Origin of the sequence: Chitinophaga sp., from assembly GCF_035564935.1 — a bacterium.
GTDB lineage: Bacteria > Bacteroidota > Bacteroidia > Chitinophagales > Chitinophagaceae > Chitinophaga.
In genome coordinates, this window is sequence record NZ_DATMTE010001123.1 from 1 (window position 1) to 20,526 (window position 20,526).

Below are 20,526 nucleotides of genomic sequence, written 5' to 3' on the forward strand. Positions count from 1 at the left end.
ATAAACCCCGGCTCCGGCCCAAAGCGGCCGGAGCCGCCTAAATAAACGAAAAGATGGATCGTATATTTTTCAGCGCGGTACTGATAGCCACGGTTATTTTCAGCGCCTGCAACAGCCCCATGCAAAACAAGGAAGAAAGGGCAGCGAAAGACTCCGCCAATGCGCCGGTACAGGGCGTACCGGAAGAAAATACAGAAAGCGCCAAACTGGATACCACCTATGGTGATTATCATATTTCGGCTATTACCAACGGCAACAGTAGTATGAGGGATCTTATACTGGCAATAGGCAGTAAAAAGGATTCCACCCGGGCCGACAGTACCATTGAGAAAGATGTAAAGGGGAGATTAAAGAATATGATGGTGGCGGACCTGGATGGAAACGGCCAACCGGAGATCTACCTGCAAATGCTGTCTGAAGGTACGGGCCGGTTTGGGAAGATCTATGCGTTTGAAATTGCACCCCGGATCACAAGGATCAATACCTTTTCACTGGATACCATGCAGCAGGCCGCTTACCGCGGACAAGACACATTTTTTATCAAAGGAAAAACGCTGGTACGTACTTTCCCTGCCTACAGGGAAGGGCAGCCGGATGCACTCACCGCAAATACCAAAGGAATTATTATTTATCATTTGCAGAAAGCGGGAGATACCCTGAAGCTGATGCCTGCAAAATAAAAGCTATTGCAGCCGCTACCTGCTGCAATAGCTTTCATCATTATTTATTGTACCCGATGCCTTCTTTATCCCAGCGGGTATAGAAATATTGAAGTGCATTGGTAAACTGCGCAAAGTTTTTGTTGGCCGGGAGGGTCCATCCATCTTCTGCATAAGCCGCGAGGCGGGGAAATACCTGGTGGTTCATCGTTTTTACATCCGGGATCCATTCGCCCCACATCTGGCAGCCACTGCCCAGTATTTTAGCGTGATATTCAGGCGCCAGGCCGGCAGGGATAGGATCAAAGCTGTAGGCTTTTTCCAATGAGATGTCTTTGTAGCTGTAATCCAGGTAAGTCATGGCATGATAAGAGTTGATCACATCATATCCTTTGGATACCGCTTCTGTGATCAGTTTCAGCTCTCCCTTCCAGAACTGGACAATAGTGCCCGTCGCGAGCTTTTCTGTGGCGGAAACATCTTTACTGTCGGTAAACTCATGCAGTTTGCTGCCCATGATCTCATTCCAGCCAGCCATACGACGGTTTTTTCCGGCCAGGAAGTTGGAAATATTGTTGGTGAAAGCGATCTGCAGATCAGCAGGAGAGCCCAGTTTATGTGCTTTCATGTAAGCATTTACACCGGCATCCGCTTTCCACTGGTCGTATTTTACTTCATCGCCCCCGATATGGATCACTTTGGAGGGGAACAGCGTTATTACTTCCTGCAGCACATCTTCCAGGAAAGCGATCACTTTGGGATCAGATACATTGAATACATCGTAATGCACGCCGAACTTCCCCGGTACTTTGATGGGTGTGTGCGTGGTGCCCAGCCAGGGGTAGGCGGCAATAGCAGCGCTGGAGTGGCCCGGCATTTCTATTTCAGGAACAATGGTAATGTGCCTGTCGGCTGCATATTTAATGATCTCTCTGATCTGCTCCTGCGTATAAAAACCTTCGTGCGGTTTTCCATCATATACTTTGCTGTTCCAGGTGCCGGATTGGGTAGAATCACGTTTACTGCCTACAGCGGTAAGAAGGGGATACTTTTTGATTTCGATACGCCAGCCCTGGTCGTCGGTCAGGTGCCAGTGGAATACATTCATTTTTAGCAGTGCCATTTCATCCAGCAGGTGTTTTACGGTTTCACCCCCTTTGAAATAACGGCCTTCATCCAGCATGAATGCCCTCCAGCCAAAGCGGGGCTTATCTTTAATGGATACGGCGCCTATCGCATATTCGTTCCCGTTGGCAGTGATGAGCTGGCGTAAAGACTGTATCCCATAAAATACACCGGCGGTAGTAGCAGCGGTGATCGTAATATTTTCCGGAGATACCAGCAGCTGGTAACCTTCTATTCCCAGTTCCTTTTCCAGTTTTTTATCCAGGGAGAGGCGGATGTAATTGTTTTTCGCGGTGGGTTTCAGTGCGAGGGAAAGGCCGTAGGTTTCCTGTAACGCCTGTTGCAGCTGGCTGGCCTCGCCGGCGCACTTGCCAGGAATAATGGCAGTTGCGCCGGATAAGGAAAATGTGCCCGTTAATGTTTTTACTTCCGATGGCTGCGGAATAATATTGATCGCCTGCAGGGGCATGGCGCTTACCGACAGTAACAGCAGGCAGGCAAATGCCAGCGTGGAGCGTAGTTTTAGCATACGTAGGATTTTATTGTTCACTTGGTTAAGATGAAAAAATACAATAAAATCCCGTGATTTAAAAGAAACTGCGCCGGTTAGCCTTCCTGTTCCATAAACCCGCTTGGTAAACCGTTTTCCATGGAAGCATCGCCATAATCGTATTCCACGTCCGCATAATTCTGCGACAGGGTAACAGATCTTTCCAGCTGCGGGAAAACCGGTACAATACGCAGTTCAGCGAATTTATTTTTCCATTGCTGCAGGGTGGCGGCATCCAGGTGAGCCGGGTGCAGGATCCTGATACAGGCGTTTTCCGGGAAGGTAACAGTATCGTCCGACAGTGTTTTTGGTGTGGCGGACCCGTCGCAGTAAAAAGCCGTGATCAGCTGATCCGCTTCATTGAACAATGCCCATGCCAGCCGGCTTGCAAAAACAGCCATCACCGGGTTTTGCGGGAATACCGCCTGCCACCTTGCAACGCTCCATGTCCGTTGTTCTTCCAGGAACTGTTCCAGTCGTTGTGTTTGCAGTTTTATAGTATCCGCCATCTCTTTGGAGAGGGCTTTAAAAGCATTCCGGGTTTCCCGGGGCGTGGCCACCGGGATGGCTTTCAGGCGCCGGCCTTTATCATTGAGATAGGCGGGTTTAAAGTTGTGATCAAGGAATGCGCGGTATGTTTCGCCTTTTACTTCAAAGAACCTGTACAGCCCGTTGAAGCCAAATTCCGGCACCAGCGAGTCTACCAGTTCATGCAGGGTAACGCCTCTTTCTGCTGCGGTTTGTTCCAGTGCTTTCAGTGCTGCTGCGCCTACCACTCCTTTGCGGAAGCGGTACCTGCGCGAGAAAAATTCCACTTCACGGAGCGCTTTGTTGCTGCCATGCAGGGCCAGCGCGCCAACACCGTGTTCCGCCATTTTAAGGCGCTTGGTGGTGATCCACAGCTGGATGTCTTCGCGTAATGTTTCCGCCAGTTCATCATCTCCCAGCAGAGCCGTGAGGGTCATAAGGTACTTTAACTTCAGATCGCCACCCTGGTCGGCATATGCTTTATAGAGCGCCCGTGCAAAGTCGCCGCTGCGCGACCGGTCGATCAGGCGCAGCAGGGGAATGGCTTCCACATCGGGGCGCACTTCTGTTACGCGCGACATGCGGTAAATGAGAAAGCGCATCATATCGGTAGTGAGCACCGTACCATCCAGCAGGTAGAGAGGCGGCAGGGCTTTGTCGTCCAGCCATTTTTCCGCCGGTTTGGACAGCTTATGTCTTTTCTTCGCAAATGTAACCAGTTTGGTTACCAGCACCAGGTGGTCGGTATCAGTGAGCGTATGGCCTCCCAGCGTTTCCAGCATCAGGTCACGGGCGTCGTCATTTACTTCCTTGTGGAGCGCGTGCTGGAGCAGTTCGCGGGCGTGTGCGTCGTCCAGTTTGCAGAGGATCTGTACGGCAGTCAGGCGCTGATCCGCTTTTTTATGCCCCAGCAGTTCTGCGGCCCTTTCCAGTGCCTCCGGATGTTCTGCCAGGATAACGGCAACGAGCGTACGAACTGATTTCAGTTTATGTAAGGTATAAGGCCAGAGCTGGTCGATATACAGTGCTTTATCCAGCTGGGAAAGCACGGGGAGCACCATCCGGGCGTCATAATCATTTTCCAGTGCCTGCAGCAGCATAGGAGCGGCCTGCCCGTTGAGTTCATCTGCCAGTACCTGGAAAGCTTCGGGGTGCAGGTAACTTTTTTTCGCGAGCAGGTTCCCGAGATAGGGAACAGCTGCCGGGAGATCGAGTTGGAGTATGCTGCGCACCGCCAGCACACCGGGTGGTAAGTTGCCAGGAGGTACATTGCCGGTTACCTGTGAACTGGCGGATTCCGGTGCAAGTATACCTGCATCCGGCCAGGCCAGGAAATCGTAGGCTGCTTTCAGCAGCTGTTGGTTATATTTTTCCGGGAGATGACCGGCGAGAAGAGAATAACCGCTAAGCGCTGCCGCGTAGTCGGGTAATGCGGCCAGCTGCGCGGTTGTTTTTTCTACCAGTGGTTCATATTTCTCCGTGTTGTTCTGTAATAATACACGGGAAACCGCCTGCTGATCGGGAATATATCCCGGCAGCAACAGGATGTTTTCCAGGTATTCCATTTCCCGTTCCGGGTGGCCTTTTACGAGTAACCGGAAGAAGAGGGAGTTCCATCCTTTTTTACGCCAGGTGGTAACATAGGCGTCTACCACATTCCGCTCAGCGCTTTTGATCAGGTCTTGCAGGAATTTACGCACGGGCGTAAATTTTAGCGGCGACAAGTCGAAGTTGTTGCCATCCCTGGAATGGCTGATCATGAGGGTGCCGATTTCTTCCGGTGTGCAACCCCGTTGCTGGAGATAGCTGGTAAAGTAGCTGAACCGCAGTACGATGGAAGAAGAGGTACCGGGCTTATCCATCATTGGAAGAATAGTAGCCAGGAAAGTTTCCCTGCACTCGTTCCATGCAAGCGGAGATGCAATCAGTTTTAGTATCAGCCGGTCGTTATCGTCCCAGCGTTCGGGAATTTGCAGCAGGGGAATAAAGTGCCCCATTTGCCGGGCGGTTTCGGCGGTGTTAAATACCGGTGTTTCATAGGTATGCCCTGTAAGGAAATCTACTCCGGACTGTATAGCGCCTGCGATGTTTTCATAGTCGTTCAGTTGTTCCAGTTTTTCAACAAGCGATAGTATAGTTTCCTTTTTGTATGGCATAAGGTATAGATAGATTCAGTTTATTTTTTCAACACAATATCTTCTTTTGCGGCCCATTGTGCAACGTCCTGTTTGCTCAATGCGCAGGCCATCATTTCCGGGAACTTATCCGGAGAGCAGGCAAATACGGGTATTCCCAGGTTTGCCAGGAACTGTGCGTTTTCGTGATCGTAGCTGGGCGCGCCTTCATCATTCAGCGCCAGCAATACAATTACCTGCACACCCGACGCGGCGAGTTCAGTAAAGCGTTTCCTCATATTTTTTTCATCTCCCCCTTCAAAAAGATCCGTGATCAGTACCAGCACAGTATCCGCTGGCCGGGTAATGATCTGTGCGCAGTACTTCAACGCTGCGTGGATATCAGTGCCACCGCCCAGTTGCACGCCAAAAAGCAGTTCCACCGGGTCCTGCAGTTCCTCCGTAAGGTCCGCCACGGCGGTATCAAACACTACCATCCGGGTTTTCAGTGCCGGGATAGAAGCCATTACCGCACCAAAGATACCAGAATAAACGACAGACGTACCCATTGAACCACTTTGATCCAGGCATAAAACCACTTCTTTGAGTGCAGACCGTTTACGGCCATACCCGATCAGGGTTTCAGGGATGATGGTTTTATAATCCGGTTGATAGTGTTGCAGGTTTTTCTGGATAGTAAGCGGCCAGTTCACTTCGTTATGCCTGGGGCGCCGGTTGCGTGCGCTGCGGTTCAGGCTGCCTGTGATGGCTTGTTGTGTAGGTTGCGCCAGTTTTCTCATCAGCTCGTCCACCACTTTTTTTACTACCTGGCGGGCAGTGTCTTTGGTTTTTTCCGGGATCACCCGGCTCAGTGTCATCAGGGTGGCCACCATGTGTACATCGGGTTCCACGTTTTCCAGCATCTCTTTTTCAAAGAGCATCTGGGTAAGGTTCAGGCGTTTGAGGGCGTCCTGTTGCATTACCTGCACCACAGAGGCAGGAAAGTAGCTTCTTATATCGCCCAGCCAGCGGCTTACATTCGGGGAGGAGGGTCCTAGTCCTCCCTGCCTGGTGCTGTCGTACAGGGCTTCCAGTGTTTTGTCCAGTTGCAGGTCCGTTTTATTCAATGAAAACGAAGTACCGTCGTTCTGGGCTCCACCCAGTACGAGCCGCCACCTGCGAACCTGTTCATCATGCTCCATCCGGTAATAGTTTAGCGTCTTTAAATCCCAGCAGCTGCATCACTACCGGGATGCCGCGGGCGCCCCGCACATGGTCTGTATCCCCTGTGGTAGCTGCTTTTATGCTGGTTCCATTCCCGCCGTGCTTCACTTTGTCGCCCAGTTTTTTCCGTTCCGGGGCCGTAAAGTTAGAAAAGGTGCGGCGTAATAACGGCAATACCTGTATGAAAATATCATTTTCCAGTTGGGATACCCAATCGTGCACCATACTCCACAGTTCTTCATCGAGCAACAGGAGGGTGCCGCTGCCTTTGAGGAATCCTTCCAGCCAGGCAGCCGCCAGTGCAGGGGGATTGGCTACGGACATGGCTACACTGAATGCCTTTACAAGCGTTTCCCCTGTCATTATTTTGCCGTCGAAGAGAAGGCGGGAAGCGTAGCCGGCAATCATTGGCGCCGACTGTGGGTTGCCGGAGATCACTGCCAGTGTTTCCTGCCAGGAAGCGGTAAGGGCATTGTGCTGCACCAGGTTGATGGCGTCGTTCATGGCAAAGAAGAGGTCCAGCAGTGGGAGGGCGGCGTCATCGGCTACGGCAGTGCAGGCAGCCGGTAAGCTGATGCAGATGCGGCCTATCATGCTTTCGGTGATGCTGTTAACCAGCGCCGCATCTGTTTTGCGTACGTTGCCATACCGGCTGATGTTCACCAGGGAAGGAATTACTTCCATCAGCTGCAGCACATCGCCGGAAGCTGCTGCGAGGTTACTGATGCGGTGGATCAGTACCTCCACAACGGCGGGTAGTTCCGCCGGGATGGCCGATTCCAGCATTTTGCACACCTGTTGCAGGGTACCTGTATTATTGGCGGCGCTGGTTACAAAGCTGGTAGCGGCTTCTGCTACCGTATTTCCCCAACTGCCCTTTTCAATGATATCAATGGAGAAAGCGGGATCCCATTGCAGCCGCCATTGTTCTTTAAAGGTGCCTTTGCCGGATACTTCATACCGCTTCCCCCAGTATATTTCCAGCAGTTGCAGGCGATGGAGGAAAATGCTTCTCTCCAGGTCTGTATCTTTCCGGAGATCGAGGGCATAGTCTTTAAAATCGGCCGTTTGGGGCAGTCTTAGTTTTTTCTGTTGCCGGGTAATGTCCGACTGCAGCGGCGGTGCGGGCACCTCTGCGGGTACCTTTCCGATGCGGTTGCGCACAATCAGCTCGTCGCGGATCAGCTGCATGAGGATACTTTCCCCGTTGCAAAGTACGCTGAGCGTAGCCTCGTTAAGCTCTTCCAACCCGGGCCGCGGATAATGGCGGAGTGCAGCCAGTGCATTGGCCAGTCGTACCGCTTCCATTACATGTGCCACGGAGGTGTCCTGCTGTTGTTCCCGGAAGAGTTTGGCCACGAGGGCCATCCAGCGGGTGCCGTCATCTGCGGGGTGTTCCCAGATATGTTCGTACCATCCCGGGGAGGGGATGCCGGCGCCGTAGCCGCTTTCATAACTGAGGCGGCTATACGTCCATGGGATCCAGGTACATTCCACTTTGGTTTTCGGGAGCCCTTTCAGCAGTTCGTTATCGTCTTTCTGTTTGGGCATGGTTTGCAATGCCGGGGCGTGCCAGGCGCCGCATATCACCGCGATGCGCTGGAACATTTCTTTTTCCGCCTGGCGGATGCACTTACGCATCCATGCTTCGCGGAGGGCTTCTTTATGATCGTATCGCCGGGGTAGTTCTTCCCGGAGTGCGTGCATGGCATCGTGTACGGCTTCAAATACCTGTTCCTGCCCCAGGCGGTATTCAAACATATGTTCCCACCATCGCTCACCATCGTCGTAACCGGCGGCATGGGCCAGGTGAGCCACCGGGTCCTGTGGTGAAGGAGGGAGGAATTGTAAATCCAGTTCCACGGCGGTGAATGTTTCGGTGGAGGAATTGCGCCACTGCTGTGGAGTGGAACCGGGAGCATTATGCCTGGTGGCAATTATTGGTTGCGTACCAGTGGATTTATTTATAGAAGGATTATGCAGATGGGTAGCACCGGTCGGTTGGGTACCTGTAAATCTATCTACGGAAGAATTGCAGCGCTGATTAGAACCGTCTGGAGAGGAAAAACAATTGGTATGAGCGGCCGTATTCAACTCTCCCGGGGGCGCCAGTTCATCAGCAGCGGGGGATCCAGGTTCCTGCGCTGGTGCATCTTCTTTTTGGTCTTTCGCCGCCCTTTTCGCCGCCGCTTCATTTTCCATACCGAACACATGTGCCAGCGGGAGATCCATGAATCGTGCGTGAATACGGTGGTTTTTAGCATACAACATCGCCTGCCATTCCGGTGAAAAGGCAGCAAAGGGATAGAAGCAGGCTTTCTGCGGACTGTCAGGCTGGTAGGCCAGGATAGCTACCGGCGGTTGCAGCTCCTCATGACCCGCCCATTGCAGCAAGGCATCTGCTTCCGGCGGTCCTTCAATCAACACAATATCCGGTTGCAGCTCTTCCAGGAAAGCTTTTACATTCCTGGCGGAGCCTGGGCCGTGGTGCCGGATACCTAAAATATGTACGGACATACGTCGATGATCATTTATATATGAATGGGATGCCGGTAGTTTGACATCTCCCTAAAATATACTGAAAGTAGTTTTTTAACAAATTAAATGTAACTACTACATTATGATAATGTTATAAAATTATTATTAAAGTAAAACATTAAACATTTAATCGCCTCATCTATGTCTCTCATCAATCGCTCCGGCGATGTTTTATCCAGCCGGCGGAGGAAAAGTGAACTCATTTAGCTGGTACTTAGCACCTACTTAGCACTTGCATAGAAGGTGGACTTGATCCGCTTAGCACCTACTTAGCGCTTGCACAAAAGGTGGACTTGATCCGCTTAGCATCTACTTAGCAATTGCACAAAAGGTGGACTTGATCCGCTTAGCACCTACTTAGCACTTGCACAAAAGGTGGACTTGATCTGCTTAGCAGCTACTTAGCAATTGCACAAAAGGTGGACTTGATCCGCTTAGCATCTACTTAACACTTGCACAAAAGGTGGACTTGATCCTTTGTACATCTCTACGCCAGATCACGGCAAGCACGGTATACATCTTTCCATTCCTCCCTCGATTTTACAACTGTTTCCAGGTATTCCTGCCAAACCAGTTTATCCTGTACGGGATCTTTCACTACAGCGCCGATGATACCGGCGGCGAGGTCGGCTGCATTGAGGGTGCCGTCGCCAAAGTAAGCTGCCAGGGTCAGGCCATTATTCACCACGGAAATGGCTTCAGCGGTGCTGAGGGTACCACCGGGCGACTTCAGCTTCGTTTTGCCATCGAGGGTAATGCCGTTACGAAGTTCACGGAAGATAGTAACAATGCGGCGGATTTCCTCTACCGCCGGTTTTTCTGCCGGCAGCTCCATGGTTTTTTCGAAGCTCTCCACCCGTCTTCTTACGATATCAATTTCTTCTTCCATAGAATCCGGAACCGGCAGGATAACAGTATTGAAACGGCGTTTCAGTGCGCTGGACAGTTCATTCACCCCTTTATCGCGGTTATTGGCTGTGGCAATGAGATTGAACCCTTTACTTGCCTGTACTTCCGTATTCAGCTCGGGGACAGGCAGCGTTTTTTCAGACAGGATAGTGATAAGGGTATCCTGCACATCGGCGCCTATACGGGTGAGCTCTTCGATGCGGACAATTTTGCCATCCTTCATAGCACGCATCACCGGGGTTTCCACCAGGGCATTGGGAGAAGGCCCTTCCGCCAGCAGGCGGGCATAGTTCCATCCATATCGCACGCTTTCCTCACTGGTGCCGGCCGTGCCCTGTATAATAAGGGTGGAATCGCCGCTGATGGCAGCAGCAAGATGCTCGCTCACCCAGCTTTTTGCAGTACCAGGTAAGCCGTACAGCAGCAGCGCCCTGTCCGTAGCAAGCGTGGCAACGGCTATTTCCATGAGACGTTTGCTGCCAATATATTTAGGCGTCACTTCAAAACCGTTCTTCAGTTTCCCACCGGTGAGGTAAGTCACCACCGATTGGGGCGACAGCAGCCAGTTGTACGGGCGCTTGCCTCCATCTTCCTTTTTCAGTTCTTCCAGCTCCTGTGCATACAGTTGTTCGGCGTGGTAACGTAAAATGTCTGACATGGTATGTTGATTAATATGTTTGGATTAAAGTGATTGTACCTGGCTTTTTGCCTGCAACAGCCGGCCCAGGTGAACTTTTATATTATTCCAGTATCCCGTATGATAAGCCTCCACCGGTGTGATATCATCGAGGGTAGCGGCAATGCTCACGGGGATGAGCCGGATATGATTACTCATGAACTGTTGGTTATAAGTGTAAGGCTGCGTAGCTGCATATTTAAATATCCGGGTACACAGCTGAAGGCTCCATTCCTCCTGTTGTTTGCAGGCGTACTCAATAATAGCATCGGGGTGTTCGTCGAAGAACTTTTCACCGAACTCCTGTTGCTGTGCTGCCGGTAGCAAGGGAATGATATCTATATAAAATGTTTCACTGTGCTGCATAAACGAAAGGGCCCGTTCTTTGTCTTCAAACCAGGCGATAGCGAGTACCAGCGCGGGGACAAAAGGTTGCAGCGATTCCTGTTGCTGGAAGAGCGCAATGACCCTTTCCGTATCCCGGTTGAAATGCTCTTCCCAGCGGGAAGGGTGTACGCTGCTGACCAGTTGGTACAGCACATGCGTATCGTCTGTTACGGTTTTATCGCTGCTGATTTTTTCGATGCCGCTCTGGAAGATGCTGTCGTCGGTTATTTCCGGGAGGGCTACAGTTACCTGTCCGAATTTATCCGGTTGTATGGCGCCGGCTATGATCTGCCAGTATTTTTCATGAAAGGAGGAGCCGGGCAGTTTTTTCAGGATGCGGGTAGCGGTTTCTTTTACCTGTTTGCTTTTTTCCGTGAGAAGGGATTCCAGCCAGGGAATATCCGCAGGATCGACGGGATGTTCCAGCACGGAGAGCAGTTCTGTTTTTACCGTAACGCTTTCTTTGGGCCATGATTGTTCCAGCCAGGTGCGGGCCATTACGGGATCGGCTGCACGAAGTTCTTTCAGGGCTTCTAAGCGTTGTGCGGTGGCGCCGTTCTGCCACCTGTCCTCAATACTATCCGCCACGCGGGAGAAGTTCCAGTCGGGGTTAAAGTGGCCGAGCCACTCCGCCCGTTGCCCGCCGGTAGCGGCAACCAGGGCGCGCAGTGATTTGTTCCTCCAGCCTTTATCCAGCATCACGGGTAACTGTGCCGGGGGCACCAGTAAATTGGTCTTCACGCAGTATTCCAGCCACAGTTGCAGCAGCTGGACGCTTTCCGTTTCCAGCACCTGTTGCAGCACACGGATAGCGGCGGGTTTGCAGTATGTTTTTGTTTCCGGCGGGCAAACCTTCATGGGTGCTACATCGGCGGTAATGGGGCGGGTACCGCTTTGCCGGTAATTATATAAAACTGCTGCCAGTTGGAGGAACTTATCTTCTTTATCAGTAGCCTCCTGTGTTAGTATGGTATCGGCCGCCTGCAGCAGCGGTCCGCTCATACCGGCGCTGCCGGCCTGCTTTTTAGCGGTACCGAGAAGGGCGGTATTGATGAGTTGATTCCAGTGCTCCATTATAATATTTTGTATTCCTGTTCATGCCAAACGCCAATAGGTTCGTATTGGGCTTCTTTTCCTGTAACTGCCATGTGCAGGGGCATTCCTCCGCTCAGTGCCAATAGTTTCCAGATATGCTGGAAGGTTTTTTTCACAGGCATCAGTTGCTGGCGGCTGTCCTGCAGCCACCATTGTTCCGCGTGCCAAACGGGGGTAAGATCTGCAATCGTATATACCTGGTCGTTATAAACGGGGAGTACCTCACTGGTATTGGTTTGAGCGGATACCAGTTCTTCCCAGCCGGCGTACCCGCTGAAAGAGTGATTGGCCGGCACGGTTACCTGTTGTTTGATCAGCGCGCGGAGCGGCGCTGCGGAAGGATAAAATACCAGTTCCGCATTAATGGCGCTGCCGGGAGTGAGGGTATTGTTGATGGTGCTTTGTCCCCGTACATAAAACTGCAGGATCAGCGCAGGCCGTTTGGTATGCACGCCGTGCAGCCAGTAGCGTTCTACCACGAGGCGGTCCTCCTCCGTGGTTTGTTTGCCCAGCACCTGCCAGGTATCGGTGATACCGGTTTGTTCTTTCAGTTCTTCCTGCGAAGTAGAAAAGCCGGTGAGCGTGCGGATATCCTGTTGTAGTGCAGGAGGTAGTTCTGAGAGATGCTGATATCCCTGTATTACAAGGTAGATACGTACCAGCTGGTTCATGAAAGCCGACTGCCAGCCTTCATGAAAGTAACTGATGTCTGCCAGTTCCCGTATCATGCCGGCAAGCCCCGGGGCTTGTGCGTCTATCATGCGGCGGATCATATTTTCGAAGAAGGAAGGATCTTTTTCAGGAAGGTCCATAATACCGTTGCGGATGAGATCTTTCATCCAGCGGAGCAGTTCTGCGGCGCCGTCGCTTACTTTTTGCATGCGCGCCTGCTGGCGTTTGGCCTGTGCATTGGTATCCGGCTGCTTCTCCGCAGCAGTGGCGGCGGTATTTTTCTTTTCCTCCCTTTCAGTGCGTTTGGCGAGCCATTCGCTGACCCAGGAAGGAGGTGTTGTTTCCGTGAAGGAAGCCGGTTGCCTGGAATAGAGCAACAGTAAGCCCAGCCCATGTTTGCAGGGAAACTTACGGCTGGGGCAACTGCATTTGAATGCCATGTTGCCGGTGTCTATCTGTGTCTGGTATGGTTTGCTGCCGCTGCCCTGGCATTCGCCCCATAACGCTATATTGCTGACGCCTTTACTCACCCATTTAGCCGGGTTGGCCAGGTCTTTCCCCGATTTGCGGGAAGATTCATCAGGCGCCATCGCCAGCACTTGTTCGTCGGATAGGTTCAATGGATTAACGATTTAAAACGCAAAGTAAATAATTCCATAAAATAAAAAACCAAATATCAAACAACACTACGCAGTGTATTTGATATCTGGTTTTACTATTTAAATATTGTTTTATTACAGGAAGCCGAGTTCCAGTTTGGCTTCTTCGCTCATCATATCTTTTGTCCAGGGCGGATCAAAAGTAAGGTGAACATCCACATCGGAAACGCCTTCTATATTTCTGATCTTTTCATCTACTTCCCTGATAATATCACCGGCTACGGGGCAACCCGGAGCGGTAAGGGTCATGTCGATACCGATCCTGTTATTTTCCTTGATCTTTACTTCGTATACCAGTCCAAGTTCCCATATGTTCACCGGGATTTCCGGGTCGAATACGGTTTTGAGCTGTGCTTCTATCTGTTCTCTTAATGTTGCTTCACTCATTGCTGGTTAATTTTAGCCTGGTAGGCGATCGCGTACAGCTTCATTTGTTTGAGCATGCTCAGCAACCCGTTGGAGCGGGTGGGAGAGAGATGGCTGCTCAGGCCGATGGCATCTATAAAATAAATTTCCGCTGTAGCAATTTCCTGTGGCGTATGACCGGAAAGTACATATATCATGAGGCTTACCAGGCCTTTGGTGATCACGGCATCGCTGTCGCCGGTAAAAAACAGTTTCCCGTCTTTTAGTTCGGTGTGCAGCCACACGCGCGACTGGCAGCCTTTGATGAGATTGTCGGGTGTTTTATATTCTTCTGAGATGAGCGGTAATTCTTTACCCAGCTGGATGATATATTCGTATTTATCTTCCCAGCTGCCCATCACCGAAAAATCGGATATTATTTCTTCCTGTATTTCCTGGATCGTCATATTCACCTGTTTACAAAAGCATGGCAGCGGCTCTTTTGATGCCGGCTACCAGTTTGTCTATTTCTTCTTTGGTATTATAGAAAGAGAGGGATGCCCGCACGGTACCGGGGATCTTAAAGAGATCCATCAGCGGTTCGGTGCAATGGTGTCCTGTTCTCACGGCGATGCCTTGCTGGTCCAGCAGTTCGCCCATATCAAACGGGTGGATGTTGTGTACCAGGAAGGAGATGGCGCCGCTTCTTTCTGCTGCGTCGCCGATAAAGCGGATCCCATCGATCTTGCGTAATTCCTGCATGGCATATTCCATCAGCTCTTCTTCCCATTGCTGGATTTTAGAGATACCGGTTTGCTGCAGGTATTCAATAGCGGTACCCAGTGCAATGCCACCGGCAATGTTGGGAGTGCCCGCTTCAAATTTATACGGCAGTTCGTTGTAGGTCGTTTTTTCGAAAGTGACGGTTTTGATCATATCTCCGCCGCCCTGGTAGGGGGGCAGTTTATTGAGCCATTCCTTTTTGCCATAGAGTACGCCGGTACCGGTAGGACCATAAATTTTATGGCCGGAGAACGCCAGGAAATCCACGTCCAGCGCCTGTACATCAATGCTGATATGCTGAATAGCCTGTGCTGCATCAAGCAGTACCGGGATATTGCGTGCATGCGCCAGCGTTATGATGTCCTGTACCGGGTTGATGGTTCCCATGGTGTTGGAAACGTAGGTAACGGCTACTATTTTCACGGAGTCGTCCAGCATGGCTTTGTAAGCATCCATGCGGAGTTCGCCGCGGTCGTTGATAGGAATTACTTTCAGTGTGGCGCCGGTTTCTTCGCAGGCAATCTGCCAGGGCACTATATTGCTATGGTGTTCCATGGCGGAAATGATCACGCTGTCGCCTTCCTTAAGAAAGCGGCGGCTGAAGGTATTGGCTACCAGGTTGATGCCAGCGGTGGTGCCTGCAGTGAAGATCACTTCATGCGGGTCGGCGGCATTGATATAGCCGGCAATGGTGATGCGGGCTTTTTCGTATGCGTTGGTAGCTACCTGGCTCAGGTGATGTACACCCCGGTGCACATTGCTGTTATATTCTTCGTAATAGCGGGCTTCCGCGTTTATTACGACCTGTGGTTTCTGCGTGGTAGCTCCGTTATCGAAGTATACCAGCGGCTTACCATGTACCTGTTGCTGCAGGATAGGAAAATCCTTTCTGATCTGCTTTACATCCAGGCCTTCGGTGACTATGTTAGCAATATGTTCCATCGTTAATTTAATTATTCATGATCTCCGCAATCTGCGTCTGCAGGAAATGTTGCAGGGCAGGCACCTTCACTGCATCTGTGATGTCGTGGGAGAAGGCGTTTACCATCAGTGCTTTCGCCGCATCTTCACCAATACCGCGTGAACGGAGGTAGAACATGGACTCTTCACTGAACTGACCGGCAGTAAAACCGTGGCTGCACTTTACATCATCGGCATAAATTTCCAGTTGTGGCTGGGAGTTGATGTCCGCTTTGGTACCGAGCAGGAGGTTGTTGTTCTGCTGGAAAGCATTTGTTTTCTGTGCTTCCTGGTGTACAAGGATCTTGCCGGTGAATACGCCGTTGGCGTTATCGAGCAATACGCCTTTGTACAGTTCGTTGCTGTTGCAATCCGGCATGATGTGATCCATAAAGGTATGGTTATCTACATGCTGGTGTTTGCTGGCAATATAGAGGCCGTTCAGGTTAGTTTCGGTATGACTGCCATTCAGCGCCACGCTCAGGTTGTTACGGGTGAACGGAGTACCGGGCAGGGTGAAATTAAAATGGTGATAACGGCTGTCTTTCTGTTGCTGTGCAGCGGTGGTATGTACTTCGCGGAAGCTTTCGGCGCCCTGCTGTACATTATAGTGCCACAGTTCTGCATTTTCCATTACCACGGTTTCCAGTACGCTGTTCGCAAATGCGGTGGTATTGGTTTCCGGGTGCACGGAAGTTTCGATAATGGTAGCGGCAGCGTTCCGGTTCAGTACCCACAGGTGGCGGGGCTGAATGAAGGCATGCGCTGTACAGGAGTAAACGTGTACTACATGTATGGGTTTATCGAGCACGGTGTTGGCTGCCAGTTCAATATACAGGCCGTCTGCGAAGAGGGCTGTATTCAGTTGCGCCAATGATTCGGCTGCCAGGTGCTGCTGTTCGTTGAAATAAGTAACGAAACCAGGCGCGGTGGTGTTGGCGCTCATAGCGCCAATGGTGATACCTTTACCTTGTGGCAGGGCAGATTGTTCCGCCTGCAGGTGACCGTTTACCAGCACAATGCGGTAGCAGTCCAGTTCAGGAATGGCCGTGCTGTTCACCACTTCTTCCGATACACAGGTAGCGGTAGTGAGCAGTTCATATGGAAATTCTTTCAGGTAGCGCTGAATATTTGTGTAGCGCCATGCTTCCGTTTTCAGCGTAGGAAGCCCTATCGTTGAAAAACGCTCCAGCGCTTTGCGGCGGATATCCTGCAGTGTATCTGCGGCGAGGGAGGGAACCTGTGCCGACAGTGCATTTACATCTTCAGTTAACGCCTGGTAAAATGGCAATATCATATCGCTTGTCATAATTCTTTTTATACAGATTCTTTCAAATGTAATTCCTCTTTCAGCCAGTCGTATCCTCTTTCTTCGAGTTCCAGTGCCAGTTCTTTGGTACCGGTTTTAATGATACGGCCATTGTATAATACGTGCACAAAGTCAGGTATGATATACTCCAGCAGGCGTTGATAGTGAGTGATCACCACGAAGGATTTTTCTGCATCGCGTAATTTGTTTACACCATTGGAAACGATACGGAGTGCATCGATATCCAGTCCGGAATCTGTTTCATCCAATATAGCCAGCTGAGGGTCGAGCATAGCGAGTTGGAAAATTTCGTTACGTTTCTTTTCGCCACCGCTGAATCCTTCGTTGAGGGAACGGTTCATCAGGTTGGAGTGGAAGTCAACCAGCTGTTGTTTTTCTTTGGTCAGCTTCAGGAACTCCCTGGCTTCGAGGGCGGGGAGACCTTTATACGCCCTGATTTCATTCAGCGCGGTTTTAAGGAAGTTGAGATTAGAAACACCTGGTATTTCGACAGGGTATTGAAAAGCGAGGAAAACACCTTCACGGGCGCGGTCTTCCGGAGCCATATCCAGCAGATTTTTGCCATTGAACCAAACTTCTCCTTCGGTAACCGTGTAGTTATCACGTCCCGCGAGAACAGAAGCCAGTGAGCTTTTGCCGGAACCGTTTGGTCCCATGATAGCATGCATTTCCCCTTTGTTTATTTCGAGATTAATGCCTTTCAGAATTTTTTTCCCTTCTACTTCTGCGTGCAGATTTTTAATCGTCAGCATGATTGTTTTATTTCGTTCTGTATGTATTAAGTTGGATAATGAATTATCCAACGCTTCCTTCAAGTGTGATAGATAATAATTTTTGTGCTTCTACTGCAAATTCCATTGGCAGCTGGTTCAGTACTTCCTTCACATAACCGTTTACGATGAGGGCTACTGCTTTTTCGCTGTCGATGCCACGTTGGTTCAGGTAGAAGATCTGGTCTTCCCCGATCTTCGAAGTGGTGGCTTCGTGTTCGATCATGGCAGTTTTGTTCCTTGACTCGATGTACGGGAAGGTGTGGGAACCGCATTGGTTACCGATCAGCAGGGAGTCGCACTGGGTGAAGTTACGTGCATTATCTGCCCGTGGCCCTACGGCTACCAGTCCGCGGTAGCTGTTATCACCCCTGCCGGCGGAAATACCTTTGGAAATGATACGGCTTTTGGTGCCTTTACCGATGTGGTGGATCTTGGTACCGGTATCAGCGATCTGTTTGTTACGGACTACCGCTACAGAGTAGAACTCTCCTTCGGAGTGATCGCCCTGCAGGATTACACTGGGATATTTCCAGGTAATAGCGGAGCCGGTTTCCACCTGTGTCCAGGAGATCTTGCTGGCGGCGCCTTTGCAGATACCTCTTTTGGTAACGAAGTTATAGATACCGCCTTTACCGTCTTTATCACCGGGATACCAGTTTTGTACGGTAGAATATTTTATTTCAGCCTGTTCCAGGGCTACCAGTTCCACTACTGCCGCGTGCAGCTGATTTTCATCACGCATAGGGGCGGTGCAGCCTTCGAGGTAGCTAACATAGCTGTTATCGTCTGCAATGATCAGGGTACGTTCAAACTGGCCGGTGTTCTGGGCATTGATACGGAAGTAGGTGCTCAGTTCCATCGGGCAGCGTACGCCTTTGGGAATGTAAACGAAGGAGCCATCGGAAAATACGGCGGCGTTGAGTGCAGCGAAGATGTTATCTGTATGAGGTACCACGCTGCCCAGGTATTTCTTTACCAGGTCCGGATGTTCCTGTACCGCTTCACCGAAAGAACAGAAGATCACGCCCATTTCTTTCAGTTTGCCTTTGAAAGTGGTAGCTACGGACACGCTGTCGAAAACGGCATCCACGGCTACGCCGGTAAGCGCTTTCTGTTCGTTGAGAGGAATGCCCAGTTTTTCGAAAGTAGCCAGCAGTTCCGGATCTACTTCATCCAGGCTGTTGAGCTGTTTTTTCTTACGTGGCGCTGCATAATAGGAAAGTGCCTGGAGGTCGAGTTCCGGCATTTCAAAATGCTGCCATTTGGGAAATTCCATTTTCTTAAATGCGGCAAATCCTTTCAGGCGCCATTCCAGCAGCCATTCAGGCTCATTCTTCTTCGCCGAAATAAAACGGATGATATCTTCATTCAGCCCCGGGGGAGCTATATCCATTTCAATATCGGTGCTAAAGCCAAACTCGTATTCCTTATTGGCTATATCATCAATTATTTCGTTACTGTTGATCATACAAGTTTAATATTTAAACCGCAAAGCTCTCGCCGCAGCTACACGTTCTGGTTGCATTTGGATTATTAAAGAAGAGGCCCTTTCCGTTAAGTCCGTCTGAATAGTCCAGCTCCGTACCATACAGGTAAAGGAGACTTTTCATTTGTACCACTACTTTTACGCCTTTATCTTCAAAAATCTGGTCGCCTTCTTCTTCGGTTGCTTCAAATTTCATCACGTATTCAAGACCTGAGCAACCTCCACCTTTTACGCCTACACGTACAAAAGTGCCCGGCGCATGATGTTCTTTTTCCATCAGCGCCTTTATATATTCTCCTGCTTTTTCTGAAACGGTTATCATACTCAGAATTGTTTTTATTAGCTATTTACCGGTTTCCCGGCCTTCCTTATCTTTTATCCTTCAATACCAGCTACTACATGCGATTTGGCCGCACACAGCAACTGTACCATCATATCCAGTTTATTTTTATAGAACTCAGTGATCCCGCGGGTAGCCGGGTCATACAGGTTGTCTTTCAAAATCGGCAGGGAATATGGTAAAACCCATGCCCTCAACGCTTTAGCCACTGCATCCATGGCATTTATACCCTGCATCGCCTGGGTGCCATCCGCCCAGGACAGCAAAGCTACAACCTTTCCTGTTAAATAAGGACGCTGGTTCTTGCTTGTCATTTCCAGCCAATCCAGGCAATTTTTCATGGCGCCTGTCATGCTGCCATGATATAATGGAGTCATCCAGATGTGCAGATCCGCCTTACAGAAGGCTTTACACATGGCATCTACTGCGGGTGGTTTCAGTCCTGCTTCCGCCTGGGAGAAAAATGGGATCTGGGTGTTACCAAGACTAAATATCTCCGGGGAAAATCCATTCTCTTTTAACCTTTCCGTCAGGTATGCCGCCAACTGGTTGGAAGTGGCATAAGGACGGTCATCTATTGCACCATTAAATATCAGGACGTTCATTAATATTTAACTTTTAGAGATTAAAATGATTATGAGATTAAATTTTGATGAAGGATCTCATAAACTCACCAAAACCCCAAAATCTTTTTTTAGCTTTCACAAAAATACCGATATTTGAGAATAAAACAAGTAAGAACTTGGAAAATTATCCAATCCGAACCAAGAATGCTGCCGACCGGTTTTTGACCTTGCTCAAGACCCGGGGGCCCCTGCCTGCAGCAGAATTGGCCAATGAATTGGGTATTACCGGAGAGGGCGCCCGTCTTCAACTGCTCAAACTGGCAGAAGAGGGACTGGTGCAGTCGGAAAGTGCTTCCAAAGGCGTAGGACGACCTGTTTTAATATGGAGCCTTACCCCCCTGGGTAATGCCCGCTTCCCGGATACCCATACCGAGCTCACCCTCCAGATCATACAAACTATTAAGAATGTATTAGGTAAGGAAGCGCTTGATAACGTGGTGAATGCCCGGGAGAAAAGCCAGCTCGAAAAATACAGCACCGCCCTCGAAGGGGTTAACGGCCTGGAAAACCGGCTCACTTCGTTTGCTGCCATCCGTTCCGGCGAAGGCTACCTGGCCGAGTGGAAAAAAGAAGGCGATACCTATTATTTTATAGAGAATCACTGTCCCATTTGCTGTGCTGCCACAGAATGTGACAATATATGTACGTCCGAAATGCGGACCTTCGTTAGCATACTCGGCGAAAAAATGAATGTATCCCGTATGGAGCATATCATCAACGGCGCCCGCCGTTGCGTGTATAAAATTG

General features: G+C 50.3%; 17 protein-coding genes. 2 read left to right on the forward strand and 15 right to left on the reverse strand.

Annotated features, from left to right (window positions below):
• Positions 1 to 53: 53 nt before the first annotated feature.
• Entirely contained in the window at positions 54 to 680 is a 627-nt protein-coding gene (locus VN105_RS29100; RefSeq protein WP_325646894.1) for a hypothetical protein, read from the forward strand.
• A 40-nt stretch (positions 681 to 720) separates the two neighbouring features.
• Here VN105_RS29100 and VN105_RS29105 read toward each other — a convergent pair whose 3' ends face one another.
• The 15 genes from VN105_RS29105 to VN105_RS29175 form a co-directional block, all read right to left on the reverse strand.
• A complete protein-coding gene (locus tag VN105_RS29105) occupies positions 721 to 2,313 on the reverse strand; it encodes a beta-N-acetylhexosaminidase (protein ID WP_325646896.1) in 1,593 nt (530 codons plus the stop codon).
• Between the two features lie 77 nt (positions 2,314 to 2,390).
• Positions 2,391 to 5,018: a DUF4132 domain-containing protein gene (locus VN105_RS29110; protein WP_325646898.1), complete on the reverse strand. Its 2,628-nt coding sequence runs from the start codon at positions 5,016 to 5,018 to the stop codon at positions 2,391 to 2,393.
• A gap of 20 nt (positions 5,019 to 5,038) precedes the next feature.
• On the reverse strand, positions 5,039 to 6,178 hold the full coding sequence (locus VN105_RS29115) for a VWA domain-containing protein (protein ID WP_325646900.1): 1,140 nt from the start codon (positions 6,176 to 6,178) through the stop codon (positions 5,039 to 5,041).
• Positions 6,168 to 8,717, reverse strand: a complete 2,550-nt coding sequence (locus tag VN105_RS29120) for a DUF5682 family protein (protein ID WP_325646902.1) — start codon at positions 8,715 to 8,717, stop codon at positions 6,168 to 6,170. The genes VN105_RS29115 and VN105_RS29120 overlap by 11 nt, the downstream gene beginning before the upstream one ends.
• A gap of 508 nt (positions 8,718 to 9,225) precedes the next feature.
• Positions 9,226 to 10,305 carry an AAA family ATPase gene (locus tag VN105_RS29125; protein ID WP_325646904.1) on the reverse strand — a complete coding sequence of 360 codons (1,080 nt, stop codon included), beginning with the start codon at positions 10,303 to 10,305 and terminating at the stop codon, positions 9,226 to 9,228.
• A 24-nt stretch (positions 10,306 to 10,329) separates the two neighbouring features.
• A complete protein-coding gene (locus tag VN105_RS29130) occupies positions 10,330 to 11,784 on the reverse strand; it encodes a DUF5691 domain-containing protein (protein WP_325646906.1) in 1,455 nt (484 codons plus the stop codon).
• Positions 11,784 to 13,097 carry an SWIM zinc finger family protein gene (locus VN105_RS29135; RefSeq protein ID WP_325646908.1) on the reverse strand — a complete coding sequence of 438 codons (1,314 nt, stop codon included), beginning with the start codon at positions 13,095 to 13,097 and terminating at the stop codon, positions 11,784 to 11,786. Before VN105_RS29135 ends, VN105_RS29130 begins: the two co-directional genes overlap by 1 nt.
• Positions 13,098 to 13,211: 114 nt before the next feature.
• The gene (locus tag VN105_RS29140; RefSeq protein WP_079467727.1) at positions 13,212 to 13,523 is read right to left on the reverse strand and encodes a DUF59 domain-containing protein; all 312 of its coding nucleotides are present in this window, start codon (positions 13,521 to 13,523) and stop codon (positions 13,212 to 13,214) included.
• Positions 13,520 to 13,948, reverse strand: coding sequence for a SufE family protein (locus tag VN105_RS29145; protein WP_325646912.1), 429 nt, complete (start codon positions 13,946 to 13,948; stop codon positions 13,520 to 13,522). Before VN105_RS29145 ends, VN105_RS29140 begins: the two co-directional genes overlap by 4 nt.
• A gap of 10 nt (positions 13,949 to 13,958) precedes the next feature.
• Positions 13,959 to 15,206, reverse strand: a complete 1,248-nt coding sequence (locus VN105_RS29150; RefSeq protein ID WP_325646914.1) for a cysteine desulfurase — start codon at positions 15,204 to 15,206, stop codon at positions 13,959 to 13,961.
• 7 nt (positions 15,207 to 15,213) lie between these two features.
• Positions 15,214 to 16,533: a Fe-S cluster assembly protein SufD gene (gene sufD / locus VN105_RS29155; protein WP_325646916.1), complete on the reverse strand. Its 1,320-nt coding sequence runs from the start codon at positions 16,531 to 16,533 to the stop codon at positions 15,214 to 15,216.
• Between the two features lie 8 nt (positions 16,534 to 16,541).
• Positions 16,542 to 17,306: a Fe-S cluster assembly ATPase SufC gene (gene sufC, locus VN105_RS29160; protein ID WP_142685371.1), complete on the reverse strand. Its 765-nt coding sequence runs from the start codon at positions 17,304 to 17,306 to the stop codon at positions 16,542 to 16,544.
• Positions 17,307 to 17,349: 43 nt separating this feature from the next.
• Positions 17,350 to 18,795, reverse strand: a complete 1,446-nt coding sequence (gene sufB, locus VN105_RS29165; RefSeq protein WP_325646919.1) for a Fe-S cluster assembly protein SufB — start codon at positions 18,793 to 18,795, stop codon at positions 17,350 to 17,352.
• 13 nt (positions 18,796 to 18,808) lie between these two features.
• Positions 18,809 to 19,135: an iron-sulfur cluster assembly accessory protein gene (locus VN105_RS29170; protein ID WP_325646921.1), complete on the reverse strand. Its 327-nt coding sequence runs from the start codon at positions 19,133 to 19,135 to the stop codon at positions 18,809 to 18,811.
• Positions 19,136 to 19,188: 53 nt separating this feature from the next.
• Complete coding sequence (locus VN105_RS29175) at positions 19,189 to 19,758, reverse strand: NADPH-dependent FMN reductase (RefSeq protein ID WP_142685374.1); 570 nt, start codon at positions 19,756 to 19,758, stop codon at positions 19,189 to 19,191.
• Between the two features lie 137 nt (positions 19,759 to 19,895).
• Here VN105_RS29175 and VN105_RS29180 point away from each other — a divergent pair.
• Positions 19,896 to 20,526 (forward strand): metalloregulator ArsR/SmtB family transcription factor (locus VN105_RS29180; RefSeq protein ID WP_325646923.1); only part of this gene is annotated, 631 nt, incomplete at its 3' end.